Below are 24,774 nucleotides of genomic sequence, written 5' to 3' on the forward strand. Positions count from 1 at the left end.
GTTATTTCTCCGCCTGTTCAGGTTTCCAAGTGCGCAGACCCCATACCAAGAAACCGATGATGAAGAACGCGCTGGGAGCAAGCAGGAACAAGCCGTTGGTTTGATACCAGCCGCCATCTTGTACGGTTTGGAAAATGGTGTAGCCAAAGAGCTTGCCAGAGCCGATCAGTTCGCGGATGGTCGCGATGATGATCAACATCATGCCGTAACCTGCGCCGTTGCCGATACCGTCAACCAAGCTTTCCAGCGGCGGCTCTTTCATGGCGAATGCTTCGGCACGGCCCATCACGATACAGTTGGTAATAATCAGGCCGACAAATACGGAGAGCTGTTTGGACAGCTCATAGGCAAAAGCCTGAAGTAGTTGGTCAACCAGCGTTACCAAAGAGGCAACAATCGCCATTTGCACAATAATACGGATGCTGTTGGGGATGTAGTTGCGTACCAATGAGATGAAAAAGCTGGAAAAACCAGTTACCAAACTCACGGAAATACCCATCACGATGGCCGTCTGAAGCTTGGTGGTAACCGCCAAAGCCGAACAAATACCCAAAACCTGCAAGGCAATCGGGTTGTTGTCGATAAAGGGTGAAAACATCAAATATTTCAAGCGTTTCATGTCAGCCATTATTGTGCTCCTGCTGATTTCAATTTGTTCAGGTAGGGGATATAGCCGTTTTCGCCGAACCAGTAGGCGAACGAACCTTGCACGCCTTTAGATGTCAGCGATGCGCCGGAGAGGGCATCTACGCCGTGTTCTTTGTCCGAACTTGCGCCTTTGCCGACATGCAGGGCGAGTTTGCCTTGTTCGTCAAACAGTTTTTTGCCGACGAATTTTTGTTGCCACAACGGATTGCCGATTTCGCCGCCCAAGCCCGGGGTTTCGCCTTGGTCGTAGTAAGTGATGCCGTTGATGGTGTTGCCGTCGGGTTGGATGGCGACAAAGCCGTACATAACAGACCACAAACCGTTACCGTGCATAGGCAGGATGATTTGGCTGACTTTGCCGTCATCGCCTTTGACCAGATAAACCTCGGTGTATTTGGCACGGCTTTTGATGCCGGCCAAATCGTCTTCGGGTTTGATTTGGATGCTTTGGGCAGGGTCTTTGCCTGCGATGCGCGCGCTGAAGTCTTTCGGCGCATCTTTCACGTATTCGCCTGTTGCCAAATCGACAACGCGTTGCTCGATACGCTCGGCAAAGGTTTTGCTGATGTCGGTGTTTTTATCCATCAAACCGGCTACGCTCAAGATATAGCCTTGTTTGTCTTGGAGTTTTTGTTTCTCTTGGATGGGTTTCAAGCCGACGACCGCACCGGCAACGATGATGGAACAAATCAGGCTGACAACCAATACCACAATCAGCGTGCCGCTGAAGCTGTCTTTATCGAATTTCTTAGCCATTGCTGCGCGCCTTTCTGCGTTTGATGTTCGCTTGTGCGACGAAATAGTCGAAAATCGGGGCAAACAGGTTGGCAAACAGAATCGCCAACATCATGCCTTCGGGGTAAGCAGGGTTGACCACGCGGATCAATACGCACATCACACCAATCAGCGCGCCGTACCACCATTTGCCGACATTGGTAAAGGAAGCGGAAACAGGGTCGGTCGCCATAAACAGCATACCGATGGCAAAGCCGCCGACAACCAGATGCCAATACCAAGGCATGCTGAACATCGGATTGGTGTCCGAACCGATGAAGTTAAACAGCGAAGACATGGCAATCATACCGATCATCACGCCGGCAATAATGCGCCAAGAAGCGATGCGGGCAAACACGATAAACGTGCCGCCGATTAAAAGCGCCAAAGTAGATACTTCGCCGATAGAACCGGGCAGATTACCAATAAACGCATCCATCCAAGTGATGGATTTACCGGTAACGGCATTTTGCAGGCCGTCTGCACCGTGTGCCGCCCATTGAGCCAGCGCGGTTGCGCCGGAATAGCCGTCAACCGCCGTCCAAACGGTGTCGCCGGTAATATTGGCAGGATAGGCGAAGAACAAGAAGGCACGGCCTGCCAGCGCAGGGTTCATAAAGTTTTTACCCGTACCGCCGAATACCTCTTTCGCAACCACCACGCCGAAGGTAATACCCAAGGCAGCCTGCCACAGCGGCAGCGTAGGCGGAACGATCAAAGCAAACAGAATTGAAGTCACGAAGAAACCTTCGTTGATTTCGTGTTTGCGCACGGTGGCGAACAAAACTTCCCAGAAGCCGCCGACGATAAATACGGTCGCGTAAATCGGCAGGAAGTAGATCGCGCCGAACAGCATTTTGCCCAATACGCCCGCTTCAGACGACATATTGATGCCCAAAGCGTTGGCAAGGGCGTAATGCCAGTCGTTGGCGATATTTTGTTGCAGCAAATCAGGCGTTAACGCGCCGAATGCTTGTACGCCGACGTTGTACATACCGTAGAACATGGCAGGGAACAAAGCCAGCCACACCAAAATCATCATGCGCTTGGAGTCGAGCGCGTCGCGGACGTGGGCCGCTTTGCGCGTTACCGCGCCGGATGTATAGAAAATCGTCGCCGCAGCTTCGTAGAGGGCATACCATTTTTCATGTTTGCCGCCCGGCAGGAAGTGCGGTTCGATTTTTTCAAGAAAATGTTTCAAGCCCATAATCAGCCTTCCTTCTCAATGGTTTCCAGCACCTTGCGCAACAGCGGGCCGTATTCATATTTACCCGGGCAGACGAAGCTGCACAAAGCGAGGTCTTCTTCGTCCAATTCCAAGCAACCCAAAGCCTGCGCGCTGTCGGTATCGCCGACGATTAAATCGCGCAAAAGCAGGGTAGGCAGGATGTCCAAGGGCATCACGCGTTCGTAAGTACCGATGGGAACCATGGCGCGGTCGCCGCCGTTGACGGCTGTGTTGAACTTAAAGAGTTTGTTTTTCAGGAAATGACCGAGGGTTGTGCGCGTGATGGAGTATTTGTCCGGCTGCGGCGCAACCCAGCCGAACAGCTCTTTGTTGCGGCCTTCTTCGATAACGGAAATCTGATTGTGGTAGCGACCGAGGTAATCGTGCGCGCCTTGCGCAATCGCGCCGTTTAATACCGAGCCGGAAATCACGCGGTTGTCTGCGTCAACCAATTCGCCGGCGGTAATTTGCGATACTTTTGCGCCCAAAACAGTACGCAAAAGGCGCGGTTTGTTGACTTGGGAACCACCTAAGGCAATCACACGCTCGCTGTTCAGACGGCCTGTGGTAAACAAACGGCCAATGGCAATCACGTCTTGATAATTGATGGTCCAAACGGTTTTATTCGCGCCGACTGGCTCGATGAAATGAATGTGCGTACCGCTCAAACCGGCAGGATGAGGGCCGCCGAATTCATGTGTTTCGATGTTGGCAGCGTTTTCAGACGGCACGTCTGAGCCTGCTGCTTTGCACACATGGATTTTACGCTCGGTCAGGCGGCTCAATACCAACAGGCCGTGTTTGAAGTCTTCGGCGGCTTCTTTGATGATGACCGTAGGATCGGCAGCCAGCGGATTGGTGTCCATCGCATTGACGAAGATGGCGAACGGCTCGGCATCGACGGCAGGGATTTTGCTGAACGGACGGGTACGCAGCGCAGTCCACAAACCGGATTGAATCAGATTGCGGCGCACTTCTTCGTTGCTCAATTTTGCCAACGCTTCAGGTGCGTAGCATTCGAACTCGATTTCGTCGTTGCCTTCAACGGCAATCACGACTGACTGAAGTACGCGCTTTTCGCCACGGTGAATTGCGGCGATTTTGCCTGAAGCCGGCGCGGTAAATACTACGCCCGGATTCTTTTTGTCTTCAAACAGCACTTGGCCTTTTTTGACGGCTTCGCCTTCCTTGATTTTCATCGAGGGGCGCATGCCGACATATTCTTCGCCAAGCAACGCGACTTCGGTGATGGCCGGGCCGTCATAAATGACTTGCTCCGGTCTGCCCGCGATGAGCAGGTCTAAGCCTTTTTTTATCTTAATCATAAGGATGCGTTACTTTTTGGTGGGTTGAGATTCGGATGTCGGATTGTTTTTTCAGACGGCATGTAATGCTTTGAAACAAAGGATGGGCCGTCTGAAAAAAGCAGAGGTTTGCTATAAAAACAACGAATAAACGCAAACAACAAAGCTTTAGATTTTATCAGGTATAGGCCGTTTTATGTCAGTTTTACGCTTATTTTTACGGGAAAAGTGGGAAAAAAGTAGGAATATGTAATGGAATGTTAAAGCGGAAAGATTTCAACTGATTGATATTTAAGAACTATGTTTGCTGGCTTGTTAGAAAATAAAAGGCCGTCTGAATTTCAGACGGCCTTAAGTTTAAAAGAGCTGCCAAACGAAGAAAATCATCGTATGCAGGGCAAACAGCGGTATCAATACAATCACCGACCATGCCATATAGCCGAAGAAGGAAGGCATCGGTACGCCGCGTTGTTCGGCAATGGCTTTGACCATGAAGTTCGGTGCATTACCGATATAAGTGAGCGCGCCCATAAATACGGAACCCATGGATACTGCCAGCAGCGAATGGAACAGGTGGCCTGTCATCAAGGCTTGGGCATCGCCACCGGCCATATTGAAGAACACCAAATAAGTCGGCGCGTTATCCAAGAATGCCGACAAAATGCCGCTCATCCAAAAATACATCACATTAATCGGATTGCCTGCCGCGTCGTGAACCAGAGAAACGACAGCGCCCAGTGCGCCTGTTTCACCGGCTTTCAAAATCGCCAAGACGGGCGAAATGGTAATGAAGATACCCAAAAACAGTTTGCCTACTTCGGCAATCGGCTCGAAGTTGAACTCATTGCCTGCGCGTACTTGTTTGGGCGTAATAATCCAAGATACGGCGGTCAGAGCCAGCAAAATGCCATCGCGCATCAGGTTTTGCAAGGCATAATGGCTGCCCAAGATTTCAAAGCCCGGATGATTTGGTTTCCACAAACCGGACAGCAAGACCGCGCCGACCACGCCTGCCAGCAACAGGAAATTCCATTTGCCGTAAATTTTGACTTTTTCTTCTTTATCGGAAGGAGCGGGAGCAAGGTGTTCGCTTTGTTCGCGGTTGAAGTGTCGGCTGTCGATGATGTAGAAAACGGCCAGTAAAATCACAGAACTAATCAATACAGGCATCAGCATGTGTTTAACCGTCCACATGAAATCTACGCCTTTCAGGAATCCTAAGAACAGCGGAGGATCGCCTAAAGGAGTCAGACCGCCGCCGATATTCGCTACCAAGAAAATGAAGAAAATCACGATGTGAACGCGGTAGTGGCGTTTATGGTTGGCTTTCAAAAGTGGACGAATCATCAACATCGCCGCGCCTGTTGTCCCCATGATGGAAGACAAAGCCGTGCCGACTGCCAACAGGGTTGTGTTCAATTTAGGCGAGCCGTGCAAATCGCCGCTGACAAAAATACCGCCTGAAATGGTATAGAGCGCTAAAAGCAGCAGGATAAAGGGGATATATTCTTCAACCAACGCATGGGCAACGGTATGGACGCCGGCTCCGAAACCAAAGGTTACGATGAATGGAGTTAAAAACAGCAGCGTCCAAAACGCTGTAATTTTGCCAAAGTGGTGGTGCCAAGTATGGGAGAAAAACAGAGGCCCGAGTGCGATAGACAAGAGAATCAGGGCAAACGGCAGACCCCAAAGCAGGCTGGCGGACGAGCCGTCAAAATCGGATGCCGCTGCCGGGAAGGCGGCAAGCAGCAGTAAAAACGAGAGGTAGCGCATAGTATTTCCTTTTTATTCTGTTGCGCCGTTAGGAACTTTGTTGAGAAAGTACGGCGGTGAAATATTCAGGCCGTCTGAAATATCCAGACGAACTGCGCGGTTGTGTCAGGGGAAAGTATAACGCAAAGTAAGTGTTAAGGGACGGTTTAGAGTGTTGGAATCAAAAGAAATGTTGATACAAATAAAGAAATAAAAGGGAGGGAAGTAGTCGAAAGTAGTAGAAAAGTGGTTTTGAAACAGGGGTTTGAATTATCAATAATAATCCTATCAGAAAAACAATTTAGATTAATTTTAGCTAAAATTTACATTTGATTGAATAAATAAAGGCCGTCTGAAAAAATGAGGGTTGAATAGGGTGTTTTAGGTGTTACTGATTGTTTTGACAGATAAATCGGGTGTAAAAACAAAAACAGGTGAGCGAAAATGCCCACCTGCTTTATTTTATGCTTCCGGCCGCAGCCACATCCACACGGCCACGCAGCTGCAACAAATTGACGATATGACACCAATCCACCAGCGTTCCGGAAACCGCCAAAACATCAACAGGCAAGAAAAGGTCATCATGCCGATAGCGAAAAACTTTGCCTTGCGCGGCACGGCGCCGTTGTTTTCCCAGTTTTGTATGATTGGGCCGAAATAGCGGTGATGATAGAGCCAATTGTGAAAGCGCGGCGAAGCCTGTGCCCAGCAAGTAGCGGTCAATAAAATGAAAGGCGTGGTTGGCAGAAATGGCAGGAAAATGCCGATAATACCCAAGATAAGCGACAATGCACCGCAAAAAATCAATAGATGACGAATCATCTTCCATCACCAATTAGTTGTTTTCAGACGGCTTGTGATGCGGGAATGGACAACGCGGAATATCCAACTTATCCCAGCCCTCATGCCCCATTTTTTCCAGCAGCGCAATATTGCGGTCAAAAATTGCCGAGGCATCGGGAAACGCTTCAGCCGCTTTGGCAATACTGTCTTCACGAATCAGGTGCAAAGTCGGGTAGGGCGAGCGGTTGGTGTAGTTGCTGATGTCGTCGGCTTCTGTGCCTTCAAATTGAAAATCAGGATGGAACGGTGCAATTTGGACAATGCCTTCCAATTCGTTTTCTACAACGGCATCATCGGCGATTTCCAACATTTGGTTGAAGGTTTCAAAATCAGGGAACAGCGTCGGATGAACCAGCAAAGTGGTTTCCAATTCCGAAGCAGGCGTATTGCCCAAAAGCTGCAATTCACGATCCAAGTCTTCAAGAAAACCGTCCAAATGACGGGCTTCGCTGACAACGATGCGAACCAGGTTTTTAACGTGCGGCGCTTTGGCAAACGGGCAGAGATTCAGCCCGATAACGGCTTTTTCCAACCATTGTTTGGTATGTTCTGAAACAGTATTGGTATCGAGATGGGCGGTGTCAGTCATGGTAAAAGCTTATGTGAATTATTCTTAAAAAGTATACAAGTGTATGGTCTTTAAGGCAAACCATAGAAATTTAAAAGGCCGTCTGAACAACAGACGGCCTTCATCAGTTTCAAATCATTAATCCTGAACCAAATGAACCAAAGGCAGAGCGGTCGTGTTTTTAATTTCTTTCAACACAAAACTCGATTGCGCATCTTGCACGCCGTGGTGCGAAAGCAGCGTATCCAAAACAAAATGGGAAAACGCGTTCATATCGGTAAAAAAGGCATGGAGCAGATAGTCGGTTTCACCCGTTAACGCAAAGCAGCTCAATACTTCCGGCCAAGCGCGGACAGATTCGGAAAAATCCTCGCGCGCATCTTTTGCCTTGCTAATCGATACACGGATAAAAGCCTGCAAACCCAAGCCCAAAGAGACAGGGGAAAGCTGGGCGGCGTATTTTTGAATAATGCCCGCATCTTCAAGCTGCTTGAGACGGCGCAGGCAGGGAGAAGGGGAGAGCGCTACTTTTTCAGAAAGCTCTACATTGCTCAACCGCCCGTTTTCCTGCAAAACCTGCAGAATCTTTAAATCCGTTTTATCTAAATTCAGATGAGGCATGATGTTTCTCCCAATGTAGGCAATGTATGTTTTAAAAATGAAAAATGCTTAAAAATAAAGACTTGTATGGTCAAATTATATATTGAGTTCAGATGGGCGACAAATTGTCTTATCAGGAGTGTTGCGAATTTGTTTTATGTAGTGGTGAAAAGACGAGGGCCGTCTGAACCAATCAGGTTAAAACTTTCCTGTCGGATTAGGATTAAATATAAAGAGGCCGTCTGAAAATGGATTTCAGACGGCATTTATTCTCGTAATGTGATGATTCAGGCTCTTAATGACCTTGTTTTGGAGAGTTTGGTTTCTTTTGCTTTGATTCGTTTTCCGCGTTTGTATTTGGCTTTGTTTGGGGTGTTTTCTTCGCAATGTATTTTTGTGTTTTCTTGTAGGGTATGGGCTTGGTTGTTATCCGTTTGAATTATCACGGCACATGGCGGGGATCATCATCGGATCCAGCGTTCCGCCGCATTGCCAGTTAAGCAACCAAGTCGAGTCATTGTTAATTCGATAAGGGGTCAGGGTCAGGACTTTGCCTTTGTTTTGGCCTTTATCGAAAGGAATACTGATTTTGCCTGTATCTGCTTCTACAGTTACGCCACCGTTTTGGATGTATGTGCCGCCGATGCGTTGAGCGGTAACGCCGATTGCACCTTGTTTGCTGACATCCTCTGCATTGGGTAGGCGGTTATTTACCGCTGAGGCAATGCTGATTTCGGTTTTCAGGTCGTCGGCAAGGTAAAGTGCTTCGGAGGCTTGCGCCCTGCCGATATAGTTTTGGTAGGTAGGCACGGCAACAATAACCAGAATACCGAGGATGGCGATAACTATCATCAGCTCAATCAGGGTAAAACCTTTTTGGGCTTGAAATGGGGTATTCATTTGAGTGTATCGTTTTCAAGTTTTTTATTTTTATAAAGCAAATCCCATAATTGCTTTATGGGATTTGCTTTTCTCAGAATATATGTGAAGTTAGCTTATGGAGCAGGTTGAGCCGGGGTTGCAGCAGTAGGAGCGGTGCGACAGTTAGCTGGAACGTGTTTAGCTTCACCACCAGTAAAGTTACACTCCCAAGTAATAGGAGATTCAGAGTTAGCTTGATTCGGAGTTAATGTAAACACTGGATTGGTAGAAGCACCAGTATCTTTAGTTGTTACTGTAATTTTACCGGTATTTGCTTCAATAGCGATGCTTGAAACGTATTTAGTACCACCTGCAGGGAAAGTATAACCAGTATTAGTAGCAGTAATCTGGTTCAAGCCACCTAAAGCCGCAGAAGTTTCTGCTACTGCCAATTTAGCAGGTTCGGCTAAGCTTAAACCTTCTGAAATCTTAGCGCGGATGGTGTAATCTTGGTATGCAGGCAGAGCGATTACGGCCAAGATGCCCAAGATGGCGATGACGATCATCAATTCGATCAGGGTGAAACCTTTTTGGATTGCTTTCATTGATTAAAACTCCAGTTTGAAAGTGTGAATAATTATGTTTAAGTAAAAAGTCCGTAATGTGCTTGGCACTTTGTATTATGAGTAAACCATAAAGTAAGAAGGAATATACAGCTTCCGTCGGGCTTGCTGCTTTGAGGCTTGGGCCTTACCGGACGTGTTGTTTCAAGCAGTCGGTGTGCCAAGTGTGGAAAATGGGCTGAAAATTTTATTTTTTATTTTTTATTTGTTGTTTTTATTGGGTTTATTTTTCAATTTTTAAGTTTTGTGAGGTTTTGTTTGAAAGTTTCAGGATTTTAGGGAAATAGGGCGGTTGACGTTTTTTGTCAGTTTTGTGTTTTTTGTGACAGGGAAGGGAGACAAGTTTGGGTGTGTGACGTTTTTTGTCAGAATTTTAGTTTAATTCAATAATATGTTAATTGGTTTAGACGGGCGGTGTTTTTATGGCTTAATCGGTCGGTTTGATTTTTTGTGATTTTATTCTTTTGTTTTTTATGGGTTTTATTTTGGGTATGTATTTTGTGTGAATATTGATGGGGAAATGGTTTTGAAGGAGGGAATTTGAAAAGGGGTTTGGTGTAATAGATGAATGAAATTTTGTATTCGGAATTATATTTATTTGGGTTATGATTTTGTAATGTAGTTTTATATCAGGGAGTGGTCTGGTTTTGATTTTTAAGGCGTTGGATTTCTTGAGTGTTTTAGAAGGGTATATTCAGGATGTTTATATATTGAATGCGATTAGGGTGAGCAAAAAATGCTCACCCTATGTTTTTAAGATGTTCAGACGGCCTTTATGGAGTCAGGACTTCGATCAATGCTTGTTTTAGGGTGTTTTGGGTTTGCGGGTCTTGGAGGGATGGGCTATAGGTGATGAAACTGTCCTCAATGCGCTGATCCAAGGTGGTGATTTTGGCGTAGCGCAGGCTGATGTTGTGTGCGAAGAAGGTCTCGGCGATGTCGGCGAGGAGGTGGGGGCGGTTGACGGCTGTGATGTCTATGGTGTGCCAGCCGGGATAATCTTCTTCGGGGGTGATGATTACGGTAGGCGGAATGGGGATGTGGCGGATGCGGCGGCTGATGTGCGGGCGGCCGCTTTGTTTTTGGACGGTGGTATTGCCGTGGATGAAGCTGTTGAGTTCGGCTTCGAGTGCGCTTTGGCGATCGGGATATTCTTCGGGCGGGAGATTGTCGGGAAGTTGGAGGATAAAGGTGTCGAGGATGTAGTCGTGCTCGGTGATGAAGGCGCGGGCGGCTTGGATGTCGAAGCGGTGGCTGCTGAAGATGCGGCAGAGGCGTGCGAAGAGGCGGTCGCCGTTGGGCATGAAGACCATGACTTGAAGGCTGTTGCTTTGGGGGAGGATGCGGCTGCGGACGGCCGGACTTTGGGTGTCGTAGGCGAGGTTTGCGGTGTGCCAGAGGATTTCCCGCGTTTGATGGCGGACGTAGTATGCGCTGCCGAGGATGCGGCGGAGTTTTTGTTGGTTTTTGAGGGGAACGGCTGCGCGCGTGAGTTGGTCGGCTGCGGCTTGTTCGCGTCGGTTGGGGAGGCGTTCGGGATTGTGGTTTTTGCTGTTTAAAACGGCGGCGGTGCTGTGGTAGAGGGTTTGGAGCAGGCTGGCGCGCCATGTGTTCCAAAGTTTTGGGTTGGTGCCGCGGATGTCGGCAATGGTAAGCAGGTAGAGTGCGTCGAGGTATTCGCGTGTGGGAATACGGCGGCAGAAGGCTTGGAGGACGTGCGGGTCTTGGATGTCTTCTTTTTGGGCAACGGTAGACATGAGCAGGTGGTTTTCAACCAGCCATGCGAGGAGGTGGCTTTCTTCTTCGGTGTAGTAGTGGTCGGCGGCAAATTGTTGGGCGTCTTTGATGCCTTCTTTGGCGTGATCGCCGCCACGGCCTTTGGCGATGTCGTGCAGCAGGGCGGCGGTGTAGAGGACATGTGGTCGTGGGTAGGCCTGCATGACGGCGCTGGCCTCGGGCATTTCGTGGCTGTGGGTTTCGATGGCGAGACGGCGCATATTGCGGACGACGGTCAGGATGTGGTCGTCTACGGGGTAAATATGGAAGAGGTCGTGTTGGAGCAGGCCGGTGATTTTTTCCCATGCGGGGAGATAGCGGCCAAGTACGCCGTAGAGGTTGAGAAAACGGAGGGTTTGGGTAAGGCCGGTGCCGTGTTTGAAGAATTGGATGAAGCGGCGGCGGTTTTCTGGATTTTGGGTGAAACGGGCGTTGATTTTTCGTGTGGCCGCCCACCATGCGCGCAGGGTTTGCGGCTCGATGGTGGTGATGTTTTGCTCCTGCATGGTTTGTATGATGGTGAAGATGTGTTCGGGATTTTGCTCGAATAGGGCAAGGTCGTTGGCGGCGATTTGGTGGCCGATGCGTTTGTAGTGGCTGTCGATGGGGTGGATATGTTGGGGACGGCTGGAGGTTTGATGGTTTTTGAGAACCGGAATGAGGATGCCGTTGAGTTGTTTGATGGCTTTGGTGGCGCGGTAGAAGGTGTGCATCAGGGCTTCGCTTCTGCCGCGGATGTCGGGTTGGGTATAGCCTAAGCTTTCGGCGACTTGGGACTGGTAGTCGAAAAGCAGCCTGTCTTCGGGGCGGGCGGCGGTAAGGTGGAGGTGAATGCGGATGTTGGCGAGACGGCGGTAGCCATGGGCCAGCATGCCGGCTTCGGCGCGGGTGAGGAAGCCGGCGGTAACGAGGGCGGTGGGGTTGCTGTCTATGCCTTGTGCTTTGGCTGTCCAAATCAGGGTGTGGATGTCGCGCAGGCCTCCGGGGCAGGTTTTGATGTTGGGTTCGAGTTGTGCGCCTGTGCCTTGGGATTTGGTGTGGCGTTGCTCCATTTCGAGGAGTTTGGCTTCGATAAAGGCGGCTGTGTCGCGGCGTGTGTTGAGTTTGTTTAGAAGTTGTGCGGTAAGGTCGGCATTGCCTTGTAGGTGGCGTGCTTCAAGAAAGGCGGTTTCGCCGGTAATGTCGTTTTGGGTGCTTTGGAGGATTTCTTCTATGCTGCCGCTTTTGATGGCCGGATTGAGGCGTGCGTCCCAAAGGGTTTGAATAAATTGGGCGGTTTGCTGTTGCAGGCCGTCTGAAAATGGGGTCGAGGAAATAATCGCTAAGTCCCAGTCAGAATGGGGGTAGAGTTCGCAACGCCCGAAGCCACCGATGGCAATGAGACTGATGTCGTTGCTGTCGGGAAAATGGATTTGCCAGAGGGTTTGCAGCAGGGTTTCGGCCGCGGCGATATGGTCGCGGAAGTAAGCGGTAGGGCGGTTGTTTTTGCGGTAGGCAGTTTCTGCTGCGGCTTTTTGCTGCCGGTAGGTTTGGATGGCTTGTTGGGCGGCGGTCATGATGGTGTCTGGTTGTGAATTAGGCTTGGGTGTCGGCAGGCTCGGTCATTTGACGGAGCATTTCTTGCGGTGGAAGGAGAAGTTTGTAAGGGGCGATTTTGAGTGCGGATGCGATTTTTTCGATGTTGGAAAGGGCGATGTTCCAGCGTTTGCGTTCGACGGCGGAGACGTAGGTGCGGTCGAGTCCGCATTGGCGTGCGAGTTCTTCTTGCGACCAGCCGTGGTTGACGCGGTAGAGGCGCATGTTGTAGGCGATAACGGCGCGGAGGTCTTGCGGATCGGGCAGGCTGGGAGGGGGGGTGAGTTTGTTGACCATGGTGTTTTGGGTTTGTGGTTTGAACGATAAGGGGATTTTATACTATTTTTACTAGGGGAAAGGAAAGGCCGTCTGAAAGTTTCAGACGGCCTTCAAGAGGGTAGGTATAAAAAAAGGGGGTGGCACTCAGCCACACCCAAACACACACACATCAAGAGGAAAGAAAAATCATTTAATAAGAGAGCTGGCTCTTATCGAGGAAACTGGAAGATTCGGGCATGACCCTGAATCATTGAAAGGCATTATAAATGAAAATAGGATTGGGGTATTGACACAGGTCAATTCTGTTTTAATTTAGAAAATATATCTTTAAGATAGTGGAAATAAATTATAAATAAGCTAAGGCCATCAGGCCGTCTGAATAATCGGTTTCAGACGGCCTGATGGTTTTAAGGGCTACTATTTACGATATAAATTAGGTATTAAGCCAAACCTTTATCTTTGGCTTCTTGCAGGCGGGCTTCAAAGTTGCTGAGATTGACGCCAGCCTGTTCGGCTGCGGCAACTACTTCGGCTACGGATGCGCCGTGTTGCACTTGATGATAACCCCAAAGCAGGGAGCAGCGTGTGCCGGTACGGCAGAAGGCAAGGATAGGAGTCGGAGATTGTTGCAACAGATTTTGGAAGGCTGCGACATCGGCTGCGTTGATTTGAGGCGCAACAACGGGCTGGTGGGAAAATTGGTTGATGCCGGCCTCTTTAAACCAGTTTTGCACTTCGGCAAAAGCCGGTTGGTTTTCTTCTTCGCCGTCCGGGCGGTTGCAGATGACGGTTTGGATGCCGAGGTGTACGGCTTCTTGGACATCGGCTTCAGTCAATTGGGGGGCGATATAGAGAGAGTCGGTCAGTTTATGGATGGGCATAGTTTTTCCTTTCTTTATATTTAATGGGCATGTTGATTTCAGACGGCCTGTGAAGTAGCAGGCCGTTTGAAGTTTTATTTAATGATTGTACAACCAGTTTTCGAGTTTTTGGCGATCGGTAATGTGCAGCAGGGCGGTATTGGCTTCTGCTGCTTGGACTGTGATGCTGGTCTCGCGCAATAAGCCTTGGCGGAAGAAATGGATGGTGGTGCGCGTGCCGATAGGCAGTTTGCCCCACTGTGCCGCAAGGTCGTTGCAGGCGTAGCCGCCCAAGGCGATGATTTTGTCTTGCGGGCAGAGTCCGGCATTTTCTGCGCTGCCGCCATTGAATACATGAGTCAGGACGGCATGGTCGCTGTTTTGTTTGAAACGTGCACCCAAATCGTTGGCTGGGGCAACCGATTGGGGTTCGCTTGCAAATGCTCCTCCATGTTGGCGGGGCAGTGGGATAAAGTCGAGTTTGACACCTACGCTTTGCAGGCATTCTGCGAGCGGAAGATCATCGGTGCTGTATAAGGCCGTCTGAAAGAAGGTTTCTAAATCTAAACCGGTTATTTCTTGGCAACGGGTTTGCCAGTGTTTTTCGGGTATGCCTTGATGGGTATTGCACCAGTCGCGATAGTGTTGCTGCATCACGCTGTCGAGGGTGTATTTGTCCTGGCTTTTTTCACGGATGATAAGGTCGAGGCAAAGTGCGGCTAGTGCGCCTTTTTGATAATAGCTGACGATGGCGTTGGGGCTGTTTTCGTCTTGTTTGTAGAACTTGTCCCATGCGCTGAAACTGGATTGGGCAAGTGTTTGTTTCAGACGGCCTTGTGTCTGCTGGACGCGTGTGATGCTTTGTGCAAGCAGGGTGAGGTAGGCTTCGGGACTGATGGTTTTGCTTCGGGCTAGAAAGAGGTCGTCGTAGTAGGAGGTAATGCCTTCAAATGCCCAAAGTTGCTCGGTGTAGTTTTCTTGGTCGAGGTCGTAAGGTGCGAATACGGCCGGCTTGATGGATTTGACATTCCATGCGTGGAAGTATTCGTGGGAGAAAAGGCCGAGCAATTCGGTATAGGCGTTGTCGGCCTCGCCCATATTATAGGATGGCAGACTGTGGCGGTCGGCGAGCAGGGCGGTGCTGCTGATGTGTTCCAGCCCGCCGTAGAGGTTGTCGCCCAGATGTAGTAAGAAAAGGTATTTGGTAAACGGGGCAGGGGAGGGGAACATCGCCAACTCGGTTTCGCAGATTTTTTGAATATCGGCGAGGAAGCGGGCGCGGTCAAAATCGGGATAGATGCCGCTTAATGCAATACGGTGGGGAATGCCTTGTGCTTCAAATTCGAGAAATTCAATGATGCCTGTTTCAACCGGATGGTCGATAAGCTCGGCGTATGAGGCCGTCTGAAAAGTGGTTGCCGAGGTTTGGGGCAGTGTGGTGGCTATCTGCCATGTGTGCGGCAGGGTGGAAAATTCGATTTGATGTGGCCGGTTTTCTTGTCCGTGGACTTTTAAGAATAGACACGCGCCGTCGAAAAAGCCGCGCTCGGTGCTGAGGAACGAGCCGCGAACTGATAAGTCGAATGCGTAAACAGTGTAGTAAATTTCCCACGCTCCACTGAGAGCAGGGGTTTGCCAATGGTTTTTGCTGGTTTGTGTCAGCGGTTGGGCTTTGCCGTTGCAGCGCGCGCTGATGTGTGTGATGTGGCGGGCAAAGTCACGGATGAGGTAGCTACCGGGAACCCAGTTGGGTAAGCTGATTTCTGTTTCTGAATCATTGGTTTGAGTGAATGATAAGGTGATGTGCCATTCATGAGACAGAAAGTTGGGGGTAATTTTGTAATTAATCATGGCTATTGGTTAATTTGCTAAAGTTTATTAAGAAGAAGGGGTTTTAAGGGGTGGGCTTAATCTATATCAATAAAACTGTATGAAAAAGGGGGCTTGAAAAAATACCCTGTCCGATTTAATGCGTATGTTTTAATAATTTATTGATTATAAAAGAAATGAATTTATGTTTTTCTAAATATTTTATGCAATTTGGAATGTAATTTTGCTTGGCATGTTGTGGTGTCTATGTTAAATTTAGAAAAATTTGAACCTTGGCCGTATTGCGCTTTTCGTAAATGCAGGGGTTGGGGTGAGATAAAAATTTTTTATACCCATAATTTATGGAGACTTCCATGGACACACAAACTTATAACTACAAAGTGGTGCGCCAGTTCGCCATCATGACTGTAGTTTGGGGTATTGTGGGCATGTTGGTCGGCGTTATCGTCGCTGCCCAGCTTTTTGCTCCGGCCCTCGATTTATCCAATATCGGACCTTGGTTCCACTTCGGCCGCCTGCGTCCTTTGCACACCAATGCGGTTATTTTTGCATTCGGCGGTTGCGGTTTGATCGGTACATCATACTACGTTGTTCAACGTACATGTAATACCCGTCTGTTTGGCGGTTGGCTGCCTGCATTTACCTTCTGGGGTTGGCAGGCCGTTATCGTGGCTGCGGCCATCAGCTTGCCTATGGGTTACACCCAAGGTAAAGAATACGCCGAGTTGGAATGGCCTATCGACATTTTGATTACGCTGGTGTGGGTTGCCTACGCCATCGTATTCTTCGGTACGATTGCCAAACGTAAAATCAAACATATTTACGTTGCCAACTGGTTCTACGGCGGCTTTATCTTGGCCGTTGCGCTGTTGCACATCGTCAATAATATCAGCATCCCTGCCGGTTTGATGAAATCTTACCCGGTTTACGCAGGTGCGATTGATGCGATGGTTCAATGGTGGTACGGCCACAATGCGGTGGGCTTTTTCCTGACAGCCGGCTTCTTGGGTATGATGTACTATTTCGTACCTAAACAAGCAGGCCGTCCGATTTACTCTTACCGCTTGTCCGTCGTCCACTTCTGGGCTTTGATTTTCACTTATATGTGGGCTGGTTCTCACCACTTGCACTACACCGCATTGCCTGACTGGACTCAATCTTTGGGTATGGTATTGTCTTTGATCCTGTTTGCGCCTTCTTGGGGCGGTATGATCAACGGTATCATGACTCTGTCCGGCGCATGGGACAAACTTCGTACCGACCCGATTTTGAAATTCTTGATCGTTTCTCTGTCTTTCTACGGTATGTCTACCTTCGAAGGCCCGATGATGTCTATCAAAACCGTTAACGCTCTGAGCCACTACACCGACTGGACTGTTGCACACGTTCACGCCGGCGCATTGGGCTGGGTGGGCTTTGTAACCATCGGTTCCGTTTACTATATGATTCCCCGCTTGTTCGGCAAAAATGAAATGTACAGCACCAAATTGGTTGAGGCGCATTTCTGGATCGCGACCATCGGCGTGGTTCTGTATATCGCTGCAATGTGGATTGCCGGCGTAATGCAAGGTCTGATGTGGGGTTCTTTGAATGACGACGGCACGCTGACTTATTCCTTCGTTGAATCCGTAAAACGTACCATGCCTTACTACATGATTCGTTTCACCGGCGGTCTTCTGTACCTGAGCGGTATGTGCATCATGGCATATAACGTTTACCGTACTGCTATCAGTGGTAAAGCCGTTGATGCTGAGATTCCTGCGGTTTCTCAAACTCAACACCACTAATGACAAGAAAGATAGGCTACCAAAATGAAATTACAACAATTAGCTGAAGAAAAAGTCGGTGTACTGATTGTATTCACCCTGCTTGTAGTCAGCGTCGGCCTTCTGATCGAGGCTGTTCCGCTGTTCTTCACCAAGGCGGTTACCGAACCTGCACCCGGCGTGAAACCATATAACGCCCTGCAAGTGGCCGGTCGCGATATTTATGTGCGCGAAGGCTGCTACAACTGCCACTCTCAAATGATTCGTCCATTCCGTGCAGAAACTGAACGTTACGGTCATTACTCTGTTGCCGGTGAGTCTGTTTATGACCATCCGTTCCAATGGGGTTCTAAACGTACCGGTCCGGATTTGGCTCGTGTCGGCGGCCGTTATTCCGATGAATGGCACCGCATCCACCTGCTGAACCCGCGCGACGTTGTGCCGGAGTCCAATATGCCTGCATTCCCATGGCTCGCACGCAATAAAGTCGATGCCGAGGCAACTGTGGCGCATATGAAAGCCCTGCGTAAAGTGGGTACACCTTACAGCGATGAAGAAATTGCCAAAGCACCTGAAATGCTGGCCAACAAATCAGAGCTGGACGCTGTTATCGCCTACCTGCAAGGCTTGGGCTTGGCATTGAAAAACGTAAGGTAACATCATGGACGCTAACTGGGCTCGCTCGCTCTTTACTGTTTGGGTATTCATCAGCTTTATTTTAGTCCTCTATATTGTGTTCAATAGACGCAATAAGAAAAACTATGACGATGCTGCCAGCAGTATTTTCGATAATGACGAACAAAGGCCGTCTGAAAAGAACGATCAAGCTCAGTCAGTCCGTGATCACGGAGCAAAATAATGAACACAACATCCCAATTTACCAGTAGTTTCTGGAGTATATATATTGCCGTTATCGTCGTGCTCAGCTTCATCGGCCTGGCTTGGCTTCTGCTTTCGCAAAACGTTGTGAAACGCCCTAAAAAAGGCGAAGAAGTAAAAACCACAGGTCATGAGTGGGACGGCATTTCGGAGTACAACAACCCTCTGCCACGTTGGTGGTTTTGGCTTTATGTCTGCACATGGCTGTTTGGTGTCGGCTACCTGATTATGTATCCAGGTATCGGCGATTACAAAGGCCTGTGGGGCTGGAGCAGCCATGGTCAATATGAAGAAGAAGTTGCCAAAGCCAATCAGCAATACGGTAAAGTGTATGCTAAATTTTCCAATATGCCGATTGAGAAAGTGGCTAAAGATCCTGAAGCCCGTGCTATTGCGCAAAACCTTTTCAATACCTACTGTATCCAATGTCACGGTTCAGATGCCAAAGGCTCAAAAGGCTTCCCGAATTTGACCGACGACGATTGGTTGTGGGGCGGCGAACCTGAAAAGATTCAGGAAACCATCGAAAAAGGCCGTACTGCCTCTATGCCGGCATGGGGTCCTGCTTTGGGTGAAGAAGGCGTGAAAAATGTAACACAATATGTTATGTCTCTTTCTAAACCTAAAGGTCAATACGACGAAGAACGTGCAGAACGCGGTAAAGTCCTGTTTAGCGGCCCACCTGCCAACTGTTTCACTTGTCACGGCGACAAAGGTCAAGGTATCCAAGGCCTCGGCCCGAATCTGACCGACGATGTATGGTTGTGGGGTGGTACTCAAAAAGCGATTACCGAAACCATTACCAACGGCCGCAGCAGCCAAATGCCTGCTTGGGGTCACTTCCTCGACAAAGACAAGCTGCACATCATGACTGCTTATGTTTGGGGTTTGTCCAACAAAGACGGTAAAAAAGCTCCTGCTAAAAAAGCTGAGCCTGCTCCGGCAGCTCAACCTGCCGATGCTTCTGCTCCGGCGGCCGCTTCGGCTCCTGCTGCCGATAAAGCTGCTTCAGATGCCAAAGCTGCTCCGGCTGCTGAAGCCAAACCTGCTGAAAAAGCAGAAGCGGCTCCGGTTAAGGTAGACGGCAAAGCTGTTTTTGAAGCCAACTGTAAAACATGTCATGGCGGTATGATTCCGGGCGCACCTGTTGTCGGTAAAAAAGACGACTGGGCTCCTCGAATTAAGCAAGGTAAAGACACTTTGCACAAACACGCGCTTGAAGGTTTTAATTCAATGCCTGCCAAAGGCGGCAACAGCAGCTTGAGTGACGATGAAGTTAAAGCGGCTGTAGACTTTATGGCAAATGAGTCCGGTGCAAAATTCTAATTTTGAGTCGGATTGAAAAAAGCGTACCTAACAAGGTACGCTTTTTTATATTTGATAAAACCAATAAGAAAAACATATCAAAAAGAGGCAAAATATATAAGGCCGTCTGAAACATTCAGACGGCCTTTGTTCTTGGTTCAACCAAAATTAATCAATCCAAAGTGGATGTACTGCGTTTCAGGAACCATTCGCTGAAAGGCCACTCGACGCTGTCGAGTAAGTTTTTGGTAATTAACCCCAGTTCCGTATCGCCTTCAATTTGCAATTTACGGTTAAAAAATAAGGTATCGGGATCTTCCTCGCGCATCATCATACGCATGAAGTCTATGCCGTTGGCGGCCAGCCTCAGATCGGGAGCGCCGCTGAAGTTGTCGTCCAGGAATTTTTCCGTATCGGCACTAAACCGCACTTTGATACCGGCATCCAAAACTTCGATTTCGAATTTTCTTCCGGCAAAAAGTTCCATATCGGCAGGCAGTAAACCTTTCTTCAGCATGGTATTCAATACGGAGACCAAAACAAAGCGTGGAGGTTTACCGGGAAGTTTGGTACCGATTTTTGCCATCCATTTGGGTAATATGATTTCAGGCAGCGCCATAATATGCCTCCTTCACGGTTTCAATACCGGGCTGGCCGCGCCAATAGCCGTCAACCAGTGTTCCGGTAGTCAGTCGTTCCAACTCGGGGCGGACATCTTCCCATGTAGCTTTTCCGTCCAATACATCGCGGTGAATTTGGATAATTTCAGCCATGCCGTGCATTTGTGGCGACAGTCTGAGCATATTCACGCCGATTTTATTCAAATCTTCATGGTGGGGCAGTAGGTTTTGGCAGCCGTAAGACATGGTTTGGATGCCGTTGATGGTGAGAAACGGCTGGCCTTCGCGCGTATTCATGGCCATACCGTGCTCGTGGTCGAGGCAGCGGAACTCGCAACTGTCTTTATTCAGATTGTAATGGCGGGCGGTAAAGCAACGTGATGAATAGGCGAGCGGCATTTTGCCCCAAGCAAAGAGTTCGGTTTCAATGCCGTCTGAAGCCTTGATGATTTCTGCAACCTTATCGCGGCTCAGCTCGGACGGTTCAATCCAGCGGAATGCCCCTAATTTTCGGAATACGTCCAAAGTGGTTTCGTTGTAGATATTCAGGCTTGCGCCGGCAACAAACGGGATGCCGTGTTCGCGTGCCAATTTGACCGCACCCATGTCGTTGGCTTCAACTTTAAACTTTCCCTGCTCCGTGATTTTACGCAGGCGTTTCAGATCGGATTCGCTTTCGAGCAGGACTTGTGAAGAAAGAATAATCTCCTTACCGCTTTCCGCCAGGTCTTCAGCCAGTCCGAACCAGTCGGCAAAGCGCATTTTCTGACGGCGTGAGCAGACTACTTCGCCCAAATAAACCGTATCCAACGGCGTATCCAGCATGGAAACGTAAAATTCCAGCAGGGCTTCTTTTTGCCAGAAAAACAAAATAGGGCCCAGCGACAATTTCAATGAATTCATTTTTTTCCCCTTATTTCCATGGGCGGTTGTATGCGCCCAAAGTTGTCTGATGACCTTCCGAAACTTTGCTCAAGGCATTGTTCCAGGACGGATTGACTTTGAAATGCGACGGGTCGGCTGCGGCTGCATCCAGTGCTTGGCGCAGGGATTTGGTTACCTGCGCCGTATACATCGGACTGCGTTGGCGTCCCTCGATTTTGATGGCGGACACACCGATTTTGATGAGTTCGGGCAACATTTCCAAAACATTCAGGCTGGTCGGTTCTTCCAAAGCATAGTAAGTTTCATCATTGACTTCAAAGCGGCCTTTGCACAAGGTTGGATAACCTGCCGGTTCATTGGGTTTGTATTGGTCTATCAATACCTGGTTTAGACGTACGTTCATGCGGTCGGGCAGTTGTTCCCAGCGGACGGATTTTGCCGGAGAGCAGACACCTTGCATATTGGGCGATTCGCCTGTTGCATAGCTCGACAAGATGCAACGGCCTTCCACCATCACACACAAACTGCCGAAGCCAAAGACTTCAATTTCCACATCAGTATTGTCAATCACATGTTTGACCTGATCGATGGTCAGTACGCGCGGCAAAACGGCACGACGGATGCCGAACAGCTCTTTCATCATATTGATGGCTTCGTAATTGGTGGCCGAACCTTGTACCGACATATGCAGGCGTAAATTCGGATGTTTGTCTGCCGCATACGCCATGATGGCGGGGTCGGCAACAATAATCGCATCGGCACCCAAATCCGCCGCCGTATCCACAGCGGCGTGCCAACGCTCCACTTGGCCCGCTTGTGCGAATGTATTGATGGCCATCAGTACATTGCGCCCGCGCGCATGGGCGTAAGCTACGCCTTCCCGCGCCGATTTCATATCGAAATTCAGTCCCGGAAAGTTTCGTGCATTGGTCGCATCTTTCAAACCCATGTAAACCGTGTCCGCACCGTTGTCCACAGCGGTTTTCAGTGCAGGCAGGTTGCCGGCGGGGCAGACCAATTCTGGAATTTTCTGCATTTTGTGTTCCTCGTCTTGATGATAACCTCTATCGGGTTAATCAATATTTTGTAGAATTCCGGATATTTTATGGATTAATGACACAAGATATGCTGATTTAAATCAAATTGAAAAATTCAGGTTGACGTAGGCATATTGTTTACAAAATCTTAACAGACGTTGTTTTTTATATATTTCATGTGCTTAAAAATTTTGATGACGGATTTTGTTTCAAAATCGGCTTATGTTTTTAACTATCGTATTTATTAATTTTTACAATAATAGCGATAGAAAAATGAAAAAAGGCCGTCTGAAAATCTGGTTTCAGACGGCCTTTTGCTTTAAAGGGATATATTTAAGAGAAACCCAAACGTTTATCGGGTCGGGTAAACACAAAAATAAACAGCGAGGTTAACGCGCCCAAAGTATCGGCAAGCATGTCTTTTTGCGCGTCCCAAATATCGCCTTGAGAACCCAAGAATTCCAGTCCGGCCTCTCCGCCGTCGATGACGGCATATTGCCATTCGATGATTTCATAGGCGGCAGCCACGCTCATGATGAAGAACAGGGAGAAAAACAAAGCCAGCGGCAGATTACACAGCTTGCGGCGCAGTAGCCATTCAGCCATTGGATAGGCGTAGAAGCCGATGATGTAGTGGGCAATGCGGTCGTAATGATTGCGGTTTTCGCCCAAAATCGGTTCGACAAAGCGGTTGATGGATTCAAACGGCACATCGGCAAAAGTATAGTATGCGCCGATTGAATGCATAATCAGCCAGAAGCTCATGAATAAGTAGGCTAAGTTGCTGAAGCGGAAAATGCGGTAAGTGGCAACCAGAAGGAAGAATACGGATGCTACGGGGATGATTTCGGCGTACCAAACCGCGCGGTCATGGGGATTGATACCTGACCAAACAATGAGGGCGAAGATAAGCGTAGCAAGAAAAATGGGAAAGATTGGAGAGGGTTTATTCATATTGTGTATATGTAATAACAAGAGTTGCGTATTGTATAACGAATCGGCGGATTGGCGGTTTCGGATATTAGAGGCCGTCTGAAAAACAGCTTTCAGACGGCCTGAAGTTTAGCCGTTCCAGAAATAACGGGTGATGTGAAAGAACACGGGCGCGGCAAAGCAAATCGAATCCACGCGGTCAAGCATGCCGCCGTGGCCGCGTATCATATTGCCCCAGTCTTTGACACCATAATCGCGTTTGATGGCAGACATAACCAGGCCGCCAAAGAAGCCCATCAGGCAGACGATAAAGCCGATAACGGCTGCTTGGCCGTGGGAGAACGGCGTAATCGGCGCCATCAACGCGGCAATGGCCGTGGCCGATAAAATACCGCCGACAGTGCCGGAAATCGTTTTTGACGGCGAAAGCGAAGGCATGATTTTTGCACCGCCGATCAGTTTGCCCCAAACGTATTGCAACACATCCGATACTTGCACCACGCCAATCAGAAAAATCAGTAACAGGATATTGTTGCCGTTATCGAAGCCGTCCAAGTCTAGAAACATCAGCGCTGGAACATGGGACAGGCAGAAGATGCAAATCATCGCCATCCATTGTGTTTTGGCGGCACGTTCCAAAAAGTGCGCGGTTTGGCCGCTGAGGCTGGCAATAATCGGCAGTATCAAAAAGCCGTAAACCGGAATAAAAATGCTGAACATGCCGTACCAGCCGTCATAGACGAAATAGTATTGCACCGGCAGCAGCAGGTAAAAGCAGACCACCATGCTGTAATAGTCGCTGCGGCGGCGATAGACGAGGGTCATAAATTCGCGCAGTGCGGCAAATGAAATCAGGAAAAACAGTACAACCGTCCCGATTTTGCCGAACCAAAACGCACCCAGCAACACCAGCGTCATCAGCCACCATGCGTAAATGCGGGCGTTGAGGTTGGCGATGGTGGCATTATCTGCGCCGTTTTTGCGCTTGAGCCATTGTCCGATGATGCTGGCAAAACACAATACGGCAAACACGCCGACAAAAATATAGCCGGCTTGCGGAGTCAGATGAGCGGCGGCTTGTTCGACAATGATTTGTTGGGAAGTCGTAGAAAGGCTCATGCTTGTCCTCCTTTGTTTTGCTGAACTTCAGATTCATTTTGGCGAAGCACGCTGCGGTCGTTTTCAGACGGCCTGAGTGCCAGCAGCGCTTCACGGCTGCGTGTTAAAAAGCTGTCTTTGTCTTCGTTTTCCTGCAAGGTGAGCGGCTGTCCGATATGGACTTCACACAAAAGCGGGATAGGCAGGATTTTGCCTTTGGGCAGTACGCGGCTGATGTTGTCTATCCAAATCGGCACAAATTCGGTATTGGGTTTGCTTTTCGCCAGATGATAAATGCCGGACTTGAACGGCAGCAGGATGGTGTTGTCGTCAGTATTACGCGTGCCTTCAGGAAAAATAATCAAGGAGTCGCCTGCGTTCAGTGCGTCTTTCATCTGTTCGGTAATCGCTTGCGGATTATCGCTATGGCGCGGAATCAGCAAAGCGTTGAAAACGTTTTGAATGATGAAGCGTTTGAGTTTGCTCGTCAGCCAGTAATCCGAACCGGCGACAGGGCGGGTGGACAAGCGCCAGCGGCGGGGCAGGGAAATCCACACCAACACAAAATCGCCATGGCTGCCGTGATTGGCGTAATAAACCTTTTGGTGCTGATTGAATGTCAGCTCGCGCGGACTTTTAGGACGTACGCCCGTAAGAAAAGAGACCGACAGACACAAGGCTTGGTCGGTCAGCCAGGCAAGTTGTTTTTTGAGGAAGTTTTTCATTG

General features: G+C 49.0%; 24 protein-coding genes. 4 read left to right on the top strand and 20 right to left on the bottom strand.

Annotated elements, in window-relative coordinates; genetic code table 11:
• Nucleotide 1: 1 nt before the first annotated feature.
• The 14 genes from ACTHRY_RS02450 to ACTHRY_RS02515 form a co-directional block, all read right to left on the bottom strand.
• Nucleotides 2-628 (bottom strand): NADH:ubiquinone reductase (Na(+)-transporting) subunit D, encoded by a 627-nt coding sequence (locus ACTHRY_RS02450; protein ID WP_036493003.1) that lies wholly within the window; start codon nt 626-628, stop codon nt 2-4.
• Entirely contained in the window at nt 628-1,404 is a 777-nt protein-coding gene (locus ACTHRY_RS02455) for a Na(+)-translocating NADH-quinone reductase subunit C (RefSeq protein WP_003748805.1), read from the bottom strand. Before ACTHRY_RS02455 ends, ACTHRY_RS02450 begins: the two co-directional genes overlap by 1 nt.
• On the bottom strand, nt 1,397-2,629 hold the full coding sequence (locus tag ACTHRY_RS02460) for an NADH:ubiquinone reductase (Na(+)-transporting) subunit B (protein WP_440373998.1): 1,233 nt from the start codon (nt 2,627-2,629) through the stop codon (nt 1,397-1,399). Before ACTHRY_RS02460 ends, ACTHRY_RS02455 begins: the two co-directional genes overlap by 8 nt.
• Before the next feature lie 2 nt (nt 2,630-2,631).
• Entirely contained in the window at nt 2,632-3,975 is a 1,344-nt protein-coding gene (locus ACTHRY_RS02465) for a Na(+)-translocating NADH-quinone reductase subunit A (protein ID WP_440373999.1), read from the bottom strand.
• A gap of 336 nt (nt 3,976-4,311) precedes the next feature.
• Nucleotides 4,312-5,730 carry a sodium:proton antiporter gene (locus ACTHRY_RS02470; protein ID WP_440374000.1) on the bottom strand — a complete coding sequence of 473 codons (1,419 nt, stop codon included), beginning with the start codon at nt 5,728-5,730 and terminating at the stop codon, nt 4,312-4,314.
• A 441-nt stretch (nt 5,731-6,171) separates the two neighbouring features.
• On the bottom strand, nt 6,172-6,531 hold the full coding sequence (locus tag ACTHRY_RS02475; protein WP_070850165.1) for a YbaN family protein: 360 nt from the start codon (nt 6,529-6,531) through the stop codon (nt 6,172-6,174).
• Nucleotides 6,532-6,544: 13 nt separating this feature from the next.
• Nucleotides 6,545-7,141, bottom strand: a complete 597-nt coding sequence (locus ACTHRY_RS02480; RefSeq protein WP_440374001.1) for a DUF1415 domain-containing protein — start codon at nt 7,139-7,141, stop codon at nt 6,545-6,547.
• A gap of 117 nt (nt 7,142-7,258) precedes the next feature.
• On the bottom strand, nt 7,259-7,741 hold the full coding sequence (locus ACTHRY_RS02485; protein WP_003684427.1) for an Lrp/AsnC family transcriptional regulator: 483 nt from the start codon (nt 7,739-7,741) through the stop codon (nt 7,259-7,261).
• A 405-nt stretch (nt 7,742-8,146) separates the two neighbouring features.
• Nucleotides 8,147-8,620: a pilin gene (locus tag ACTHRY_RS02490; protein WP_440374002.1), complete on the bottom strand. Its 474-nt coding sequence runs from the start codon at nt 8,618-8,620 to the stop codon at nt 8,147-8,149.
• 95 nt (nt 8,621-8,715) lie between these two features.
• Nucleotides 8,716-9,186, bottom strand: coding sequence for a pilin (locus tag ACTHRY_RS02495; RefSeq protein WP_440374003.1), 471 nt, complete (start codon nt 9,184-9,186; stop codon nt 8,716-8,718).
• 791 nt (nt 9,187-9,977) lie between these two features.
• Nucleotides 9,978-12,536, bottom strand: a complete 2,559-nt coding sequence (gene glnD / locus ACTHRY_RS02500; RefSeq protein WP_440374004.1) for a [protein-PII] uridylyltransferase — start codon at nt 12,534-12,536, stop codon at nt 9,978-9,980.
• A 19-nt stretch (nt 12,537-12,555) separates the two neighbouring features.
• Entirely contained in the window at nt 12,556-12,852 is a 297-nt protein-coding gene (locus ACTHRY_RS02505; RefSeq protein ID WP_003680870.1) for a helix-turn-helix domain-containing protein, read from the bottom strand.
• Between the two features lie 422 nt (nt 12,853-13,274).
• Entirely contained in the window at nt 13,275-13,715 is a 441-nt protein-coding gene (locus ACTHRY_RS02510) for a TIGR01244 family sulfur transferase (RefSeq protein WP_250580763.1), read from the bottom strand.
• A 78-nt stretch (nt 13,716-13,793) separates the two neighbouring features.
• The gene (locus ACTHRY_RS02515) at nt 13,794-15,545 is read right to left on the bottom strand and encodes a M61 family metallopeptidase (protein ID WP_440374005.1); all 1,752 of its coding nucleotides are present in this window, start codon (nt 15,543-15,545) and stop codon (nt 13,794-13,796) included.
• 332 nt (nt 15,546-15,877) lie between these two features.
• Here ACTHRY_RS02515 and ccoN point away from each other — a divergent pair, with 332 nt between their 5' ends.
• From ccoN to ccoP, 4 genes are read left to right on the top strand one after another with little or no spacing between them, the layout of a single operon-like run.
• The gene (ccoN, locus tag ACTHRY_RS02520; protein ID WP_003748780.1) at nt 15,878-17,311 is read left to right on the top strand and encodes a cytochrome-c oxidase, cbb3-type subunit I; all 1,434 of its coding nucleotides are present in this window, start codon (nt 15,878-15,880) and stop codon (nt 17,309-17,311) included.
• Nucleotides 17,312-17,335: 24 nt separating this feature from the next.
• Complete coding sequence (ccoO, locus tag ACTHRY_RS02525) at nt 17,336-17,947, top strand: cytochrome-c oxidase, cbb3-type subunit II (RefSeq protein WP_003748778.1); 612 nt, start codon at nt 17,336-17,338, stop codon at nt 17,945-17,947.
• Between the two features lie 4 nt (nt 17,948-17,951).
• A complete protein-coding gene (locus ACTHRY_RS02530) occupies nt 17,952-18,149 on the top strand; it encodes a cbb3-type cytochrome oxidase subunit 3 (protein ID WP_049323905.1) in 198 nt (65 codons plus the stop codon).
• Nucleotides 18,149-19,495, top strand: coding sequence for a cytochrome-c oxidase, cbb3-type subunit III (gene ccoP, locus ACTHRY_RS02535; protein WP_079453803.1), 1,347 nt, complete (start codon nt 18,149-18,151; stop codon nt 19,493-19,495). Before ACTHRY_RS02530 ends, ccoP begins: the two co-directional genes overlap by 1 nt.
• A 151-nt stretch (nt 19,496-19,646) precedes the next feature.
• On the opposite strand, the gene ubiT is transcribed toward ccoP, so the two are convergent.
• The 6 genes from ubiT to ACTHRY_RS02565 form a co-directional block, all read right to left on the bottom strand.
• The gene (gene ubiT, locus ACTHRY_RS02540; RefSeq protein WP_049323906.1) at nt 19,647-20,093 is read right to left on the bottom strand and encodes a ubiquinone anaerobic biosynthesis accessory factor UbiT; all 447 of its coding nucleotides are present in this window, start codon (nt 20,091-20,093) and stop codon (nt 19,647-19,649) included.
• On the bottom strand, nt 20,080-20,997 hold the full coding sequence (locus ACTHRY_RS02545) for a U32 family peptidase (protein ID WP_049323907.1): 918 nt from the start codon (nt 20,995-20,997) through the stop codon (nt 20,080-20,082). Before ACTHRY_RS02545 ends, ubiT begins: the two co-directional genes overlap by 14 nt.
• A gap of 10 nt (nt 20,998-21,007) precedes the next feature.
• Nucleotides 21,008-22,015, bottom strand: coding sequence for a ubiquinone anaerobic biosynthesis protein UbiU (gene ubiU / locus ACTHRY_RS02550; RefSeq protein WP_003748766.1), 1,008 nt, complete (start codon nt 22,013-22,015; stop codon nt 21,008-21,010).
• 334 nt (nt 22,016-22,349) lie between these two features.
• The gene (locus ACTHRY_RS02555) at nt 22,350-22,970 is read right to left on the bottom strand and encodes a DUF2238 domain-containing protein (protein WP_049323908.1); all 621 of its coding nucleotides are present in this window, start codon (nt 22,968-22,970) and stop codon (nt 22,350-22,352) included.
• Between the two features lie 108 nt (nt 22,971-23,078).
• The gene (locus tag ACTHRY_RS02560; protein WP_049323909.1) at nt 23,079-24,068 is read right to left on the bottom strand and encodes a phosphatidate cytidylyltransferase; all 990 of its coding nucleotides are present in this window, start codon (nt 24,066-24,068) and stop codon (nt 23,079-23,081) included.
• A complete protein-coding gene (locus ACTHRY_RS02565; RefSeq protein ID WP_049323910.1) occupies nt 24,065-24,772 on the bottom strand; it encodes a lysophospholipid acyltransferase family protein in 708 nt (235 codons plus the stop codon). The genes ACTHRY_RS02560 and ACTHRY_RS02565 overlap by 4 nt, the downstream gene beginning before the upstream one ends.
• Between the last annotated feature and the right edge of the window lie 2 nt (nt 24,773-24,774).

Source organism: Neisseria sp. P0004.S004 (assembly GCF_051963335.1).
GTDB lineage: Bacteria > Pseudomonadota > Gammaproteobacteria > Burkholderiales > Neisseriaceae > Neisseria.

Coding starts and splice junctions, on each gene's coding strand:
- ACTHRY_RS02465 (WP_440373999.1), bottom strand. CDS start 3,975: ATGATTAAGATAAAAAAAGGCTTAGACCTGCTCATCGCGGGCAGACCG.
- ACTHRY_RS02565 (WP_049323910.1), bottom strand. CDS start 24,772: ATGAAAAACTTCCTCAAAAAACAACTTGCCTGGCTGACCGACCAAGCC.
- ACTHRY_RS02560 (WP_049323909.1), bottom strand. CDS start 24,068: ATGAGCCTTTCTACGACTTCCCAACAAATCATTGTCGAACAAGCCGCC.
- ccoO (WP_003748778.1), top strand. CDS start 17,336: ATGAAATTACAACAATTAGCTGAAGAAAAAGTCGGTGTACTGATTGTA.
- ACTHRY_RS02530 (WP_049323905.1), top strand. CDS start 17,952: ATGGACGCTAACTGGGCTCGCTCGCTCTTTACTGTTTGGGTATTCATC.
- ACTHRY_RS02480 (WP_440374001.1), bottom strand. CDS start 7,141: ATGACTGACACCGCCCATCTCGATACCAATACTGTTTCAGAACATACC.
- ubiU (WP_003748766.1), bottom strand. CDS start 22,015: ATGCAGAAAATTCCAGAATTGGTCTGCCCCGCCGGCAACCTGCCTGCA.
- ACTHRY_RS02490 (WP_440374002.1), bottom strand. CDS start 8,620: ATGAATACCCCATTTCAAGCCCAAAAAGGTTTTACCCTGATTGAGCTG.
- ubiT (WP_049323906.1), bottom strand. CDS start 20,093: ATGGCGCTGCCTGAAATCATATTACCCAAATGGATGGCAAAAATCGGT.
- ACTHRY_RS02485 (WP_003684427.1), bottom strand. CDS start 7,741: ATGCCTCATCTGAATTTAGATAAAACGGATTTAAAGATTCTGCAGGTT.
- ACTHRY_RS02470 (WP_440374000.1), bottom strand. CDS start 5,730: ATGCGCTACCTCTCGTTTTTACTGCTGCTTGCCGCCTTCCCGGCAGCG.
- ccoP (WP_079453803.1), top strand. CDS start 18,149: ATGAACACAACATCCCAATTTACCAGTAGTTTCTGGAGTATATATATT.
- glnD (WP_440374004.1), bottom strand. CDS start 12,536: ATGACCGCCGCCCAACAAGCCATCCAAACCTACCGGCAGCAAAAAGCC.
- ACTHRY_RS02460 (WP_440373998.1), bottom strand. CDS start 2,629: ATGGGCTTGAAACATTTTCTTGAAAAAATCGAACCGCACTTCCTGCCG.
- ccoN (WP_003748780.1), top strand. CDS start 15,878: ATGGACACACAAACTTATAACTACAAAGTGGTGCGCCAGTTCGCCATC.
- ACTHRY_RS02475 (WP_070850165.1), bottom strand. CDS start 6,531: ATGATTCGTCATCTATTGATTTTTTGCGGTGCATTGTCGCTTATCTTG.
- ACTHRY_RS02510 (WP_250580763.1), bottom strand. CDS start 13,715: ATGCCCATCCATAAACTGACCGACTCTCTCTATATCGCCCCCCAATTG.
- ACTHRY_RS02505 (WP_003680870.1), bottom strand. CDS start 12,852: ATGGTCAACAAACTCACCCCCCCTCCCAGCCTGCCCGATCCGCAAGAC.
- ACTHRY_RS02450 (WP_036493003.1), bottom strand. CDS start 628: ATGGCTGACATGAAACGCTTGAAATATTTGATGTTTTCACCCTTTATC.
- ACTHRY_RS02515 (WP_440374005.1), bottom strand. CDS start 15,545: ATGATTAATTACAAAATTACCCCCAACTTTCTGTCTCATGAATGGCAC.
- ACTHRY_RS02455 (WP_003748805.1), bottom strand. CDS start 1,404: ATGGCTAAGAAATTCGATAAAGACAGCTTCAGCGGCACGCTGATTGTG.
- ACTHRY_RS02555 (WP_049323908.1), bottom strand. CDS start 22,970: ATGAATAAACCCTCTCCAATCTTTCCCATTTTTCTTGCTACGCTTATC.
- ACTHRY_RS02495 (WP_440374003.1), bottom strand. CDS start 9,186: ATGAAAGCAATCCAAAAAGGTTTCACCCTGATCGAATTGATGATCGTC.
- ACTHRY_RS02545 (WP_049323907.1), bottom strand. CDS start 20,997: ATGAATTCATTGAAATTGTCGCTGGGCCCTATTTTGTTTTTCTGGCAA.